Raw genomic sequence first — 14,851 nt, 5'->3', positions numbered from 1 at the left:
GTTACAGATTTCTATCAATCTATTCCTTAATAAACTGGGAAATTGGTAATTGCAATTCTTTTATCCCTTCGATTACCAGTTTGCCGACTTCCTTTGCACCGTGTTCACAAAAGTGGGTATTATCCTGAATGCCATCAGGGTAATTTGGATTTTCATTTGCACTAAACCAAGTGAATAATTGTTTTGAGCCTTCAGTGCCTAATGATTGATAAAGCTTTTCTGTTTTTTTCCATAAATTAATAAGCTGGACATCCAGTTTTTCTGCTAATTGCATCATCGATATCGGATAGTCCCCGAGAGTATTTACCATTCTGCCCTCTTCATCAAAATTTCTTCGGTGAACAGAAGTAATTAAGACCGGAATTGCACCTTTGTCCCGTGCACCGTTAACATATTCCGTCAAATATGATTGATAGGTGGTAAAGGGCTGGGTACCGAACGATTTTTGATCGTTATGTCCAAATTGAATAAACAGGTAATCGTTCTTCTGAATGAATTCTAGTATTATACCTAAATACCCTATTTCAATAAAAGTATTGGTGCTAGCTCCACCCTTTGCAAAATTATGAACCTTTATGTCCTCTGAAAAAAAGGATTGAAACTCTTGCCCCCAGCCGGCCATTGGCGCCTCATTTCGCGGACAGCACGCAACGGTAGAGTCACCAGCTAAGAATATATTCGTCAATATTATCCCCTCCCTTTAAATATCGTTTAATCCTTAATCTTGAAGGAACTTTACTGCTAATCTTCGTGCCAGTTCATCATCTGATAACGGATTTCGGTGAGTATTCTCTAAATAAATATACTTTTCCGTTTCCGGCATTAGGTACTCTTTGTACCATAAAAAGAAATCAGGGCTGTCTCCCTGCATCCGTAGAAATTTACGAAGTGCTTCCAAAGAATAAATGGTGCTGTCAATGTTTGTTAACCAATCACCACGATAAAAGTTTTCCCACTTTCCATGCTCTGCTCGTTTTAATGCTCGTTTACAATCCTTATAATGATCGATTGATTTCGATGCATAAACAAAAGCAAGCGGATTATCATTTTTGGTAAAAGAAAGATAGGCTTTACAAAGGGATATAAAACCTTTACACCCGAAGGCATGTAATTCCGCTTGCAGGATTAGCTGATCGGAGAAAAGTTGACGGTCTTCTTTTGGCAGATTCATAGAGAGATACCTGCACTGATTTAAAAATTCTTCCCAATGTGCTAAACCAGTTTCACACTTTTCCAAGAACCAATTCACTTGATTAGTAAAAGTAATTTCTCCTGTGGCCCAGTACAGTCTTTCCATCGGAATATTTGTTTTCCCCTGAAGCCAATGTCCAATAATCTTCCTTGCAGGATGGTGATAAAATTCATCCCCTGCTTTGTCATCTGAATGAGGACCATAGAAAATAGTATTTTCAAAATATCTTTTGTAAAGCTTTGCAATTTCTTTGTTTTCGGTTCCATAAAGTCGTTCAATATATGTTTGTAAATGATTATCTATATTTATTGTGCCGTGATTCCATAATTCACTGACAATATCCAGCGGGTAAAGATGCATGCGGATATTGCCGCTGTTAAGCAGTAAGTAGGATAAAGCACCGGCATCAAACGCCTTTTCTAGCTCCTCTTTAATAAGTTCTGGCGGAGATGGAAACATCGTTAAATGATTCGAAGCCTGGAGGTCATGGAAAGTTATATGATAATAAATGCCATGCTCCCCTGTTTCATTAGCTGCCGGAAGAGAAGGAATCCTGTAGTTTTCATTTCCCTGTCTCCGGGTCACCATTTTTCCATACCCATTATCAGCCCATATTTTAATAACTCCTTCAGGTACCTTCACATGTCCTGCTTTGTACAGTTCGGATATTTCACCATATAAAGCCATGGAACAGACAGGGTTTTCAACGGAGTTCCTAATCATTTCATATTGCCTATGCACAACCTTTGATATCATAGCTCCTCTATTTTCCGGTGTATCAAATTCCGGATCGTACTGCCAGAAAGGAGCATCACCCTGGCCGCGAAACGAAAGTACCCAGACAATTTTCTCATTCTTTTGTTTTTCAATGGCTTTTTCCCATAAAGACTCGAATAACTCTGGATTTTGTTTGTAGCTGGGTTTCTTTCCTGGAAATGCCCTTAAGAACATTTCTGCCCCCAAAGGTTCAGCGTGATGATGGGTAACCCATAAGCCCATTTCCGCTGCTAAATCACCATGAATGCCATTTTTCGGGAGATCAGTACCGGGGATAACCATATTCCCGCCGCACCTTAATAATGCTTCGAAAACGGGATACCATACCTCTTTTGACGGAGGGTATTCTTCCTTCCATCCAATCAGAAAGACCTCATCATTGACAAACCAGCCACGGTATTTCACCTTTTTTTCAGAGGAATTAAACTCTACAGCTGGTATATGAATCTCAGATTTGGGTATAATCTGCAAATCTGCCCAGAACCAAAAAGGGTCCACACCTAAGTATTGATGACTGTAATGAAGTAAACCATAGATGATTCCTAAATCGTCATAGCCAATGATTTGGAAAGAACACTTCCCATTGTTTTCTGTAAACCGAAAGCCGTAGGCTTCTGGCCTTTGTGGGCATTCCTCATTATGTGCGGCATATCGAATAACTATATCGGCAGCCTCACTATTTGGAGAACAGAGTTTTGGCATTTTTCCAAATACCTTTTCATGATCTCTCATGATCATGTCCACTGCATGCCTGACCGGGGTGGTGACCGTTGCAGGCAGGGAGATCGTGGAATTACCATCGATCACTAGATAGGAAAGCTTCAATGATTAATCCTCCTTTATCAGTAATTTCTATTAATCTCTTAATCTCTTAACTAATAAGAGTTCTACCTGCAAAATAACCCGTGGAACATCCAGTTATTCCACAGGTTATTTTTTACTCTTGTCTATTTTCTCTTTTTAATAGTAACGATAAAAAGGCCAGTACTAGTCCTTGTCCCCATCCCTGTACACGTTTATAAGGGACTTCTTTGTATCCATCGGCATCAAACATTACAGCCGTTCCTGCAGAAACCCCCATAACAGAACCATCATCTTTGATTTGGCTGAGAATGGCTTCAACTGCTTTTTGAGTATATTTATTGTATAATTTCCCACTCGTTAACAGTGCTGCAGCAATCCCGGCTGAGCCTGAAGTTTCTAAATAAGAGTCCGGGTCGTCAACAATCGTATGCCAAAGACCTGAATCTGATTGTAATCTTACTAATGCGCTTAACTGATCACGCAACGAACCCTGAATCACCATAAATGATGGATGCTGAACCTCGATAAGTTCTAGTGCTCTGGCCATTGTATAAGCAGCCCAGCTGTTTCCCCGTGCCCAGAAAATACTGGACATATGATTTTGGGCGATGTTATCCCAGCCATGATAATACAGGTTTGTCCTATCATCCTGAAGAAAATTTTCATGACCATGATATTGCTTTAATCCAAAGTTAAAATAATCTTCCCTTTCTAACATGTGCCCAATTCTCAAAAGGAAATATCCGGCCATAAACATGGTATCGACCCATGCCTGCTCTGGGAATTGATATTTCGTGCCATTTACAGTATGCTGCAATACTCCATCCGCAAACCTCTCTGCATCATGAAGGAGATAATCTGCCATTTTTATTGCTGTCTCTATATACTTTTCATCATTGGTCGCTTTGTATAGAGTTAATAGCACGTGACCAATCGAGGAGGCATTTACCGTTAACCTTGGCAGCCCATCCTCTAATTCTGCATCAACCCATTCCTTAATCTTTTGAAGGTATTTCTCTTCTCCGGTCGCTTCATATGCTTCGGCTACACCAAAAAAAGCAACACCTCCTGGCCAATCCCAACTAAAATCCATATTAAAAGTTCTTTCAACAACCGTATCAATTGCCTGAGATACCTTATTTTCTTCAAGTACTAACCGTGGCATACTTATCCTCCTTAATTTGGAACCAAAAGGCTCATTGATTCCCTCTATCTCGATTTTTCGGGTTCAGCGGTCACCAAAAGCTCTAAAAAACAGACTTTTGCAAAGAGAGATCTACGTTGTTATTTAATAATTCCTTAATCTTCATCGGTTTATTTTCTTTCACGGAACGCCATACACCTTCACCAACTGCAATTGAGTATGCTCCTGCCTCTGCACCAGCTAAGATGGAGTAAGAACGAGTCTGGTCAACTCCCATAAAGAGGTCCTCTAACAATACAGGGTCTCCGCCGCCGTGTCCCCCTCCGGTTTGGAGAACATGAATGGTCTCTTTTGCCCCGCCAAATAATGGATAGAACTCAATTGTTTGTTCTGGAACAGAAAATGGAATTCGGCTAGGTTCGTGAAACTCAGTGGTTTCAATTCTTCCTTTCGTTCCGTTAATGGCTAAACGATATCCTTCATATGGAAGCGAGAAATTTACGGAATAGCTTAAGAATGCACCTTTATCATATTTAACAGTGGCTACATACGTATCTTCGATTTCAATTTCGTGGTCAAAGATACAAGAATCAGGACGATAATGGGTATAGTTTTGGGCCGACTTTTCTATGCTATCGGCTGTAATATGGTCGTCTTTAACGGCAATATTATTTCTACGGTTTGACCAGCGCATATAGTATGCACACGAGAGTTTCACATCACATGTACTACAATAACGGTTATCGGTTGGACTTGGATTAAATTCTCCGTCCTTTCCGAAGTAATTTAAGGCCCCATATGCAAATACTTCTTCTGGATTCTGCTCAAGCCACCAGTTGACTAGGTCAAAATGGTGTGTGGATTTATGGATCGATAAGCCGCCTGAAAAATTTCGGCTGCGGTTCCACCTTTTAAAGTAACTGGCGCCATGATAGGTATCAATATACCAATTTAAGTCTACGGAAGTGACTCTGCCTATTTTTCCTTCTAGAATCAGCTCTTTTATTTTTCGGTGGAACGGATTGTATCGATAGTTAAAGGCGACGATTACTTTTCCCTTGCTTTTCTGTTCTGCTTCAACTACTCTTCTAGCATCTTCCGCCTTTGTTACCATTGGTTTTTCTGTAATTACGGTTAGGTTATTCTCTAAGCCTTGTAATATATAATCAATATGGGTATCATCTCTGCTTGTTACAATGACTGTGTCAGGATTGGTTTCGTCAATCATTTGTTGGAATTGGTCTGGATTGTACGAAGGGACAGATTTTAATTTAGAAAAACTATCTTTGCAGATTTCTATTCTTCGCGGGTCGGTATCAAGTATTCCTACAACTTGATTGTTTGAACCAAATTGATGAACGATTGATTGAATAAACATTCCTAATGCTCGATTACTTAACCCACAAACTACGATTCTATTCATCGTCAACCCCCTCGGTAATATCAGTGAAAGTTAATATTTCTCCTTTAAGAAAGCTATACTTTCATCAATAAATGGTTCTTTTGTTTCTTCTAATAGGATGTTTATAAATGGTTTTTTCTCTTTTATAACGTTCAAAATATACTCATAGTTTAATAGTCCTTTACCAACTGCGGTTGGTATTAGCTGGTTGTTTTCAATGATAAAATCCTTTGCATGGAGGATTACTACTCTGTCACCAAATAAATCCATGGCTTCTTGAAAAATCTCTTCTTGATTTTGGTAGGTATCTATTGTTAATAGATTTACCGGGTCAAGAATTACTTGTAGATTATTGGAATGGATAGAATCTAAGAGTCTCTTCATTACTTTCGGCGAGTACACAGGGTGGTTAACTCCCGCTTCAATACCAACAATGACTCCGAACTTTTCTGCTTCCTTAACAAGTTCAGTGACACTTTCAACCACTTCTAAAAAAGGTTCTTCCTTGAAGTTCTCTTCGGTATAGAAAATCTCTGCATTTACGTTTCCGGTTTCCGTCGCAACGATGCTGCAGCCAAAATCCCTGGCAAAGCGGATATGCTCTTTAAAGCGCTCCATCCCCTTTCTTCTCTCATCTGAATCCGGATGAATCATATTAAAATAGCAGCCTATTACCGCAATTTGAACATGATGCTTTGCGAATACACTTCCAACATACTGGGCAAATCCTGGACTTAAACTACCTGTCTCGGTATTCACATTCGCTAATGATTTACTTAAAGCCAACTGAACAGATGTAAGTCCTTTACGTTCAATTTTTTGAACTAATTCTTCCAATGGCAGGTTTTCAATATCATGTGCTCTTATTCCTATATTCATCATTTACATCCCCACCTATACTTCTTTTATATTCTGTAATGCAGGTATTCTACTAGTGATAGAATCGCCATTGATTGTCCATACGGCATAGCTGTGACAGGAATCTGCTTGTAAAATTCTTGTGTTTCCCCCATAGCCGTTCCAGCTGAAACATGCTGTAACTCACCGTTTTCATCAATATTTTCAATAACAGCCTTAATGGCCTTTAATCCCATATCCATGTATTTCTTTCCAACATAGCGTTTACGGACTGCTCTTAATGTTCCAAAAGCAAAACCTGCTGTGCAGGATGCCTCAACATAGGAGGTCGGATCGAGCAGCAGGGTATGCCATAAACCGTTTTCATTTTGGCATGTTTCAAGTGCTTCTAATTGTCTTTCTAACGTATCAATCAGGATTTGACGAACGGGATCCTTTTCATTTAATTCTACTAAATCCAGGAATTCAGGAATCCCAATCGTTACCCATGAATTTCCACGTCCCCATAATGCTTCTGCAAAATTGTGATTTCCTTCAAATGTCCACCCATGGAACCATAATCCAGTTTTCTTATCAAATAAATACTTTATATGTATCAAAAATTGTTTTTTAGCCTCTTCGACATATTCCGGTTTATTTAACAATAAACCAATTTTTGTTAAAGGCAGTACGCTCATCATTAACGTGTCATCCCATAGTTGCTGATAATTTTCATTTCCAAAAACAACGTGCTGGATGCCGCCATCCTTAGTTCTTGGCATATCGTAGTACAGCCAGTCACCCCAGGTTTCTAAGTATGGAAGATAGGTTGGATTCCCTGTTTCTTCATACAAATATGCAAGCGTTAACATTTGTACCATCGTGTTAACATTTTTTTCGACAGGAAGTTCTTTAAACTGATCATCAAACCACTTGACAATAATAGTTAATACTTCTTCCTTTTTGGTTAATTTATAATATTTCATCATTCCATATAGGCCTACACCTGCTGTCCATTCCCAATAGTTAAAGCTCTTATTATCAATTTTTCTTCCATCAGCAAGCGGTATCGCATATTTCCCGTCTGGATCGTTTAGGTTAATTAAGTTATCAATCAAGAGTTCAATTTTCTGTTCAATTTCAAGTCTATGCATTTATGAATTCCTCCTCTTATGTAGTGAAAATTGGTAAGGTTTATTTTTAAAAAAAGATTTCCAGGGTATACAGTTTCATTATATTTAAACTAATTTCAGTATTTAATGTAAAATTCAGTTTTTTTTTATTAAAAAACAGTGTTTTCACTCGTTCTATTTAGCGGTTTTTTCATGGAGAATTGATGATGATAATCCAACTTGTAGTCTGATAGGTCAATTAGGCTGTGAAAATAGACATACTTGGCGGTATTTCTTACTAGATAGCACTGTTTTTTTGATAAAGAGAACTGATTATTAAATTCGGTTTTCGGAATATTTAAAATATAATTTTTGTAAGCGTGTTCATTCTTATCTTTTATGAGGAACCGTATCAAAAAAATGAAGGAGGATAACAAATTCGAAGAAGACTTTTACAAAGAAAGTACTATCTACTGCTTTAGCATTGCCCCTCTTATTAACTGGTGTTTCTGGTGTTTCTGGTGTTTCAGCTGTTGAGGTCCAGAAAAACAATGTACCTAGTAATCTAGCAGGCATCCAATTAGAGTACCTTGACAGAGGCTTAATTGTTGCACCAACATCTGAGGGAGTATTCCTAAGCTGGAGATTATTAGCTAATGAAGTGAAAGGTTATTCTGAAACAGGATTAACTGGTGTCAACTTCAATTTATATCGTGATGGTAAATTGATTGCAAGTGTTGAAGACAGCACCAACTTTGTAGATCAAGATGGCGACTCCGATTCCCGCTATTATGTTCGTTCCGTATTAGATGGAAAAGAGCTGGATCAAAGTTCTACTATTACACCTTGGAAGCAATCCTATGTTGATTTACAGCTTAAGAAACCAGCTGATGGTGTCACTCCTGCAGGTGGAAATTATACCTATTCTGCAAATGATATGAGCGTCGGAGACGTTGATGGAGACGGACAATATGAGTATTTTGTTAAGTGGGATCCTTCCAACTCAAAGGACGTTTCGCAGGTGGGATACACCGGCAACACCTATATTGATTGTTATAAATTTGACGGCACTCTATTATATCGGATAGACTTGGGCGTTAATATTCGCTCTGGTGCACATTATACCCAGTTCTTAGTTTATGATTTTGATGGTGACGGCAAATCAGAAATTATGTTCAAAACTGCACCTGGTACTAAGATTGTTAAGTTTGATAAAGATGGAAATGTCACCTCTGAAAAATTTATTACCATGCCTCAAAAGGATATCGATGCTGGATATAGTAATGAAGATGATTACCGGATGAGCAGCGAAGACTATTATAATCATGTTGTAAAAATGTTTATGGGCTGGCATGAGCATGAAGAAGTGGTAAATGGAAATTGGCCAAGCACGCTTGAAGAAGCCTTTGGTATTGATAATCAATACAGTTACCCATTATCAAAAGCGGATGCTGAGAGTTTAACAGATTATTTCATCGACGAATATGCACCAGGTCGAAGTTCCCGGAATAATTTACGTGCGTTTGAAGGCTTTATTTTAGAGGGTCCAGAATATTTAACGGTCTTCAATGGTGAAACCGGCGAAGAAATGGATACAATTGATTACAAACCGGGCAGACATGATGATGGCTTGATGTGGGGCGATTATGCCATGTCTAGAATTGAACCAGGTAACCGTGTCGACCGTTTCCTTGCGAATGTTGCGTACCTTGATGGTGAAAAGCCGTACGCCGTGTTTGCCCGCGGCTATTACACAAGAGCCAATCTCGTTACATATAGCTGGGATGGTAAAGAACTAAAAGAAAATTGGACTGTTGACAGCGGATGGACCCCAATGAGTAATCCATTTAATGATGGGCCACATGGCAGAGACGGGACTGATCCGGAATTTGGTGCCCTGACAACACAAGGTGCACACTCGCTGAGTGCAGCTGATGTTGATGGCGATGGCAAACAAGAAATCGTATACGGCAGTGCGACCATTGATGATGATGGCTCTTTATTATACAGTTCAATGGATACAATGCCTGATGGAAGTGGAGCACCTGGAACAACAGCGAGACTTGGCCATGGAGATGCGATGCATGTAACAGATATTGATCCAAACAGGCCGGGAATGGAAATCTTTATGGTACATGAAGGCGGTGCATGGGCTCCTTATGGTTATTCATTACGGGATGCAAAAACAGGAGAAATACTTTTTGGAGGCTATACAGGAAAGGATACAGGACGAGGAATGGTCGGAGATATAGATCCATCCCAGCCTGGTTTAGAAACATGGGCTAATACAGGTGTAGGATTATGGACAGCAGCAGGCGAAAAAATTTCTTCCTCTGCACCTGGCACAAATATGAATATTAAATGGGCTGCTGATATGACTACTCAAATTGTGGATGGCTCAGGTAATGCAGATACCACTATTGAAGACTGGCAGAAAGGCAGAGTTCTTACAGCAGTGGGTACTAGAACGAATAACGGCACAAAGGGTAACCCAAGTTTAGTTGCAGACATCATGGGTGACTGGAGAGAAGAACTTTTAGTCAGAACAACTGATAGTTCAGCGATTCGTATTTACACAAGTACTGAAGCTACTAACCACAAATTGTATACATTAATGCATGATGCCCAATACCGTGCAGAGGTAGCTAGACAAAGTACAACCTATAATCAGCCTTCCTATACAAGCTTTTACTTCGGAAGTGATACCGATTGGGCGAAGGTCCCTATTCCAAATCTTTCTACACCAGGTTTGATGTCAGTTTTGGAAAAAACAATGGCAAAATATAATGTAAATAATGAATTGACTGGACCGTTAGCTTCCAAATTAGAAAATTCATTCAAACAGGCAGAACACCACTTGGAAAAAGGGTCTGAAGAGCAAGCACTAAAATTCATCGAGAAATATATATCAGAAATTAACAATAAAAGTAATGCTGCTTACATCTCTACTAGTGCAAAACTAAACTTGACACACAAAGCTCAATTATTAATTGACATGTTGGAATTAAAATAACGGCTTAATATTAATTACAACCACCCTGCCAATTGGTTAGGTGGTTGTTTTTATTTTAGAGGCTTATTAGGCACCTGTTACCTTTTTAACGCTTCTTTATATTATACTAGGACTTTTTTTAATTTTTCAGTTAGTGCCGGAATGACAGTCTTATAATCAGCTACGACTCCTATATTTGCTCTTTTATAGATTGGAGCCTCGGCGTCTGTATTAATCGCAACAACAGTTTTTGCATTTGTAATACCTGCTAAATGCTGACTGGCACCTGAAATGCCTACAGCAATATAAAGGTCTGGAGCCACAACTGCACCAGTCTGCCCCACTTGAAGATTAGAAGGAACCCACCCCGCATCACAGGCTGCTCGCGAAGCACCAACAGTACCTCCCAGTAAGTTTGCCAGTGTTTGAAGCATATTGAAGCCCTCAGCACCTTCGATACCTCGTCCACCAGAAACAATAATTGACGCATCTTCGAGCCGAATATCTGACAAAGCCGACTGAATCTTCACAACTAATTTCGTTACAATTATATCTTCTGAAGGAGAATAATCTACTGGAATGATTTCACCCGTTGCTGTCTTGTCAAACTCCGCTAACTCCTGACTCTTCTGGCGGAGACCAACTACCACCTTAGAACGGGTTGTAGTGTATTCCCCGTATGCCTTGTCACCATAAATTGGGCGAACCCATGTTAGTTTGTCGTTGCTGGTATGAAAATCAACTACTTCCGTAATAGCAGATGCGCCAGTGCGTGTAGCTAATCTGCCTACTAAATCCTTCCCCATTTTGTCGAAGGACAGGATAAGGATATCGGCTCCAGACTGTTGAAAAACTGTATGGATGCTGTTCACAAACAGTTCAACATCATATTCAGCTAACAAAGGATTAGCAATGGTGTAAGCGATGCTTGCCCCACTAGCTATTGCTTCCTTAGCGCCGGCCTCAGCGAAAGGTCCAAGTGTGACAGAACGAACTTCGCCGCCAGTTGAACTAGCCAAGCGACTGCCAAATGCTAGCGCTTCCTTGGCACCTGAACTCAATCCATTCCCCTGTTGATTTGCAAATACAAGAATTCTCGACATAGTTGAAATCCTCCTATAAAAGCTTGAGTGCCAATAGCCTATTAGCTAATTCACTAGCAAGATCAGCACCATCATCACCAGGCAGGACCTCGCAAGCAACTTCCTTATTCAGGACGTATGCCCGCTCCAGCTTAACACCTGGTTGACAGCGCTCATGATCAAGATTAAGATCATCTGATTCTAATTGCACAATTGGTTTACTTCTCGCAAGTCTAATATCCTTGACCCTCGGAAGCCTTGGAACGTTTGTCTCAGAGCTTATGATGGTAAATACAGCAGGATATGAAACACTGACAACCTCATATCCACCTTCAACTTCAACAGTAGCCTTTGCACTATTCTCTTCCGCCTCAAGGTCTGAAACAAGTGTAACGCAAGGAATTCCTAGTTCTTCAGCCATCACAGGTCCAACAAGACCTTCCTCGATATCACTTGCTTGATACCCTGACAGCACTAGTTGTGCTCCACCTAAGGACTTAATGGTTTTTGCTAGAATATGGCCAACAGCCTGTCCGTCTAGATTCTCCCATTCTTCCTCCCACACCCTTACAGCTGCATTCGCAGTAAAGGCGAGTGCCCTGCGTAGTACCTTCTCCGATTCCTCATCACCTAGACAAAGTGCTGTTACAGTAGCTCCAGGAACCTTATCACGAAGCTGAACAGCTAGTTCAAGTGCATTCTCGGCAAAAGAGTCAAGTACCAAATCAGTGTCACTATTCTCAGGACGATTCGTCTCGGGATCTATTTTAAAATATTTTGGTGTAATTTCCGGGTCTAGAACCTGTTTAAGACATACAACGATGTGCATCTCAATTTCACCTCTCTATTTGTTCACTTTTTCGTTTTAAACTCCTATCCCTTTAACGGATAGCCCTTTGTCGTCCTTAGGATTAGGAGAAGGTATGAGTCCGTACATTTCCCTTAGTCTTTCCACTGCCTCAACAGGTGGCTTTGCATTGTAGAATCCACGACGGGTCATATAGACACCGGAATTTTTGCGCAAATCTACAAGTGACTCGCACATCTTGATTCCAGCCGCAAAGGAGTCAACCACTGGCACATCGCCAATTCTAGAAATTCCATGTGTCGCTAAAAAGACATTCATTGGACCTTCTCCTGGAATGATTACATCGGCTCCCTCTGCGATAGCCACCTCCGCTGCTTTTTTGAAGGATTCAATGATCGGCTCAGGGTCATTGAATCCGGCCATAATGTCGTCAAAGCCCACCTCAGTTTGAGCGATTGGACCAAGTTTTCCTCCTAATCCATACTTGTCAGCATTCTGACGGAGTTGATCTGCTAATGGAGCTAGGAAATTTACTACTCCTATACGGTCCCCAAGCATGGATGCCATATGGAAAGAGGCTTGACCATACCCCACTACAGGAATATCTACCAACGTACGTGCTTCCAAAAGCCCTACGTCCGGTATGGTTGCAATGAACATTGCATCGTACCCGGCTTTTTCAGCTGTAAGTGCAGCTCGTACGAACTGTTCCCGGTGGAGATTTTGCAGGTAGGAATGGGTTATAAAGATCCCAGGGTAGTGGGAAGGATACGTCTCTTCCGACATGCCATGTAAAACCACCTCGACATCCTGGCGAGCAATCCTGCTTACATGTTTGATGATTGCATCCCGATAATGGGGAACCCGGTCAATAGTTGTAAGACTTTGATGCCAAATTTTCATACAGAAGACCTCCTTTTTCATAGATTTGTATATGGATATTTCATAAACTTGATGCTTTTGTACAAGACTCTGGATTAGGGACTAATCCTTTTGACGGGATGTGCGATTTGTCCTTAAGACCCTCGATTAAGGACTAATCTTTCTGACGAGTTGTGTGATTTGTCCTTAAGACCCTCGATTAAAGACTAATCCTTCTGACAGGCAGTGTGATTTGTCCTTAAGACCCTTGATTAAGGACTAATCCTTCTGACGAGTTGTGTGATTTGTCCTTAAGACCCTCGATTAAAGACTAATCCTTCTGACAGGACATCTGATTTGTCCTTAAGGAACCTTAAGTAACATCAATCTATGCCAAAAAAAGCCTTTTTAAAAATAAAATGGAGTTCTCCAATATATCTTCGTTCCTCCAATCACAAAAAATTAAATCACTGCTTTTTCTGCTAATGCCTGCCTAACTGCTATTCTTCCAAATACAGCTGCCTTCCCCAACGAACTTCCCGTCATGTATCCGGCCCCATGGAATCCGCCAGTTACTTCTCCCGCTGCATACAATCCTGGAATCGGCTCACCGAAAGAATTTACTACCTGGGCTTCAGCATTGACAGACACACCTGCATAGGTTGCCAGCATAGCGACCGTTGATTCGAATGCATAGAATGGGGCTTTTTCAATTGGTGTTGGTTTTCCATAGTTATGTGTCAAAGAATTTCTGCCATAGTCTGGATCTTCTCCGTTAAGAACACCTTGATTATATCTAGAAATGGTATCTTCCAATACTTCTATTGGAACATCAATGCAATCTGCCAATTCCTCCAAGGTATCAGCCTTGTATAGCAGTCGGCGTCTTTTTAACAATTCAAAGTCATAGAGGGGATCATCAAATACACTCTTATCCATGACAGTCTGATCCCAAACCTGATAACTAATCTGCTCCGGCTGCTCGAAAGCTGCCTTACCTAATAATTTATAAGAAATAGACTCATTAACGAATCTCCTGCCAAACTGATTAACCATAATTGCACCTTTGTAAAAAGCCAATCCCTGCGACTTTACCGGTCCTGCTGCACTTGGATGGAAACCGTACGTTCCATTTAAATACGGCAGATCCTGGACCCATGCACCATGTTCCCAAGCCATCCGAATTCCGTCACCGTGGTTCCCAGCACCACCTATCCTTAATGCCCCCTTTAATTGCGGTGCAAAATGACCAAGCAGCTCTTCACTTTTAGCAAACCCTCCAGAGGCAATTAATACCCCTTTAGTCGCGAGCGCTTTTTTCTCTGCACCTTCGGCCTCATATAATACCGTGTCAATCCGAGCTTCAGCATTCTTACGTAGTCGTCGTGCTGGAGCATTAAAGCAAATTGTCACGTTTGGTAACTGCTTAACCCTTCGGTATAAGGACTGGATTGCTTGATGAGGATCAATAATATGCCCACGTGGAACACTATGACCACTTACCGCTTCCAACGATCTGAACTCAACACCGTGGTCAACCAGCCATTGATAGGTTTCTAGCTGTTGCTTGCCATAAGCCGCAACTAGGGTTTTATCATTTACTCCACCGCCAACTTCCACCATGTCAGCTAATAGTGATTCTGTTGAATCAATGATTCCTGCTTTCTCCTGCATATCCGTCCCTGCAAATGCCATATACCCTGAGCTGAGGACCGTGCTGCCGCCAAGTTCATCCTGCTTTTCAAGCAGCAGGACGTTAACGCCCTGCTCCCCAGCCTCAACTGCTGCACACATTCCTGCAAGTCCGCCGCCTAATATAATCAATTCATAGCATTCCATA

The 14,851-nt window shown here is 40.8% G+C and carries 11 protein-coding genes; 1 reads left to right on the top strand and 10 read right to left on the bottom strand.

Annotated elements, in window-relative coordinates; all coding sequences use genetic code 11:
* Positions 1-19: 19 nt before the first annotated feature.
* The 6 genes from ACY3XC_RS09475 to bglB all read right to left on the bottom strand — a co-directional run bounded on the left by ACY3XC_RS09475 (position 20) and on the right by bglB (position 7,310).
* Positions 20-685: a rhamnogalacturonan acetylesterase gene (locus ACY3XC_RS09475; RefSeq protein ID WP_464868300.1), complete on the bottom strand. Its 666-nt coding sequence runs from the start codon at positions 683-685 to the stop codon at positions 20-22.
* 33 nt (positions 686-718) lie between these two features.
* Positions 719-2,794: a glycosyl hydrolase 115 family protein gene (locus tag ACY3XC_RS09470; RefSeq protein ID WP_464868299.1), complete on the bottom strand. Its 2,076-nt coding sequence runs from the start codon at positions 2,792-2,794 to the stop codon at positions 719-721.
* Positions 2,795-2,906: 112 nt separating this feature from the next.
* The gene (locus tag ACY3XC_RS09465; protein ID WP_464868298.1) at positions 2,907-3,938 is read right to left on the bottom strand and encodes a glycoside hydrolase family 88/105 protein; all 1,032 of its coding nucleotides are present in this window, start codon (positions 3,936-3,938) and stop codon (positions 2,907-2,909) included.
* A gap of 82 nt (positions 3,939-4,020) precedes the next feature.
* Positions 4,021-5,340, bottom strand: a complete 1,320-nt coding sequence (locus ACY3XC_RS09460; RefSeq protein WP_464868297.1) for a Gfo/Idh/MocA family protein — start codon at positions 5,338-5,340, stop codon at positions 4,021-4,023.
* 30 nt (positions 5,341-5,370) lie between these two features.
* Positions 5,371-6,198: a sugar phosphate isomerase/epimerase family protein gene (locus ACY3XC_RS09455; RefSeq protein ID WP_464868436.1), complete on the bottom strand. Its 828-nt coding sequence runs from the start codon at positions 6,196-6,198 to the stop codon at positions 5,371-5,373.
* A gap of 26 nt (positions 6,199-6,224) precedes the next feature.
* Positions 6,225-7,310, bottom strand: a complete 1,086-nt coding sequence (bglB, locus tag ACY3XC_RS09450) for a beta-galactosidase BglB (RefSeq protein WP_464868296.1) — start codon at positions 7,308-7,310, stop codon at positions 6,225-6,227.
* Positions 7,311-7,698: 388 nt separating this feature from the next.
* Between bglB and ACY3XC_RS09445 the strand changes: the two genes are divergently transcribed.
* Positions 7,699-10,281 carry a rhamnogalacturonan lyase gene (locus ACY3XC_RS09445; RefSeq protein ID WP_464868435.1) on the top strand — a complete coding sequence of 861 codons (2,583 nt, stop codon included), beginning with the start codon at positions 7,699-7,701 and terminating at the stop codon, positions 10,279-10,281.
* Positions 10,282-10,382: 101 nt separating this feature from the next.
* Here the strand turns inward: ACY3XC_RS09445 and ACY3XC_RS09440 are convergent, their stop codons facing one another.
* The 4 genes from ACY3XC_RS09440 to ACY3XC_RS09425 all read right to left on the bottom strand — a co-directional run bounded on the left by ACY3XC_RS09440 (position 10,383) and on the right by ACY3XC_RS09425 (position 14,850).
* The gene (locus ACY3XC_RS09440; RefSeq protein WP_464868295.1) at positions 10,383-11,363 is read right to left on the bottom strand and encodes an electron transfer flavoprotein subunit alpha/FixB family protein; all 981 of its coding nucleotides are present in this window, start codon (positions 11,361-11,363) and stop codon (positions 10,383-10,385) included.
* 13 nt (positions 11,364-11,376) lie between these two features.
* Positions 11,377-12,171 carry an electron transfer flavoprotein subunit beta/FixA family protein gene (locus ACY3XC_RS09435; RefSeq protein WP_464868294.1) on the bottom strand — a complete coding sequence of 265 codons (795 nt, stop codon included), beginning with the start codon at positions 12,169-12,171 and terminating at the stop codon, positions 11,377-11,379.
* A gap of 36 nt (positions 12,172-12,207) precedes the next feature.
* The gene (locus tag ACY3XC_RS09430; protein ID WP_464868293.1) at positions 12,208-13,053 is read right to left on the bottom strand and encodes an aspartate/glutamate racemase family protein; all 846 of its coding nucleotides are present in this window, start codon (positions 13,051-13,053) and stop codon (positions 12,208-12,210) included.
* 420 nt (positions 13,054-13,473) lie between these two features.
* Entirely contained in the window at positions 13,474-14,850 is a 1,377-nt protein-coding gene (locus ACY3XC_RS09425) for an FAD-dependent oxidoreductase (protein ID WP_464868292.1), read from the bottom strand.
* Between the last annotated feature and the right edge of the window lies 1 nt (position 14,851).

The organism is Bacillus sp. CZDM1 (assembly GCF_055502545.1).
Note: the sequence above shows the minus strand (reverse complement) of the source record. Positions and strands in the feature narration are given on the sequence as shown.

Coding starts and splice junctions, on each gene's coding strand:
- ACY3XC_RS09465 (WP_464868298.1), bottom strand. CDS start 3,938: ATGCCACGGTTAGTACTTGAAGAAAATAAGGTATCTCAGGCAATTGAT.
- ACY3XC_RS09460 (WP_464868297.1), bottom strand. CDS start 5,340: ATGAATAGAATCGTAGTTTGTGGGTTAAGTAATCGAGCATTAGGAATG.
- ACY3XC_RS09455 (WP_464868436.1), bottom strand. CDS start 6,198: ATGAATATAGGAATAAGAGCACATGATATTGAAAACCTGCCATTGGAA.
- bglB (WP_464868296.1), bottom strand. CDS start 7,310: ATGCATAGACTTGAAATTGAACAGAAAATTGAACTCTTGATTGATAAC.
- ACY3XC_RS09440 (WP_464868295.1), bottom strand. CDS start 11,363: ATGTCGAGAATTCTTGTATTTGCAAATCAACAGGGGAATGGATTGAGT.
- ACY3XC_RS09435 (WP_464868294.1), bottom strand. CDS start 12,171: ATGCACATCGTTGTATGTCTTAAACAGGTTCTAGACCCGGAAATTACA.
- ACY3XC_RS09430 (WP_464868293.1), bottom strand. CDS start 13,053: ATGAAAATTTGGCATCAAAGTCTTACAACTATTGACCGGGTTCCCCAT.
- ACY3XC_RS09425 (WP_464868292.1), bottom strand. CDS start 14,850: ATGGAATGCTATGAATTGATTATATTAGGCGGCGGACTTGCAGGAATG.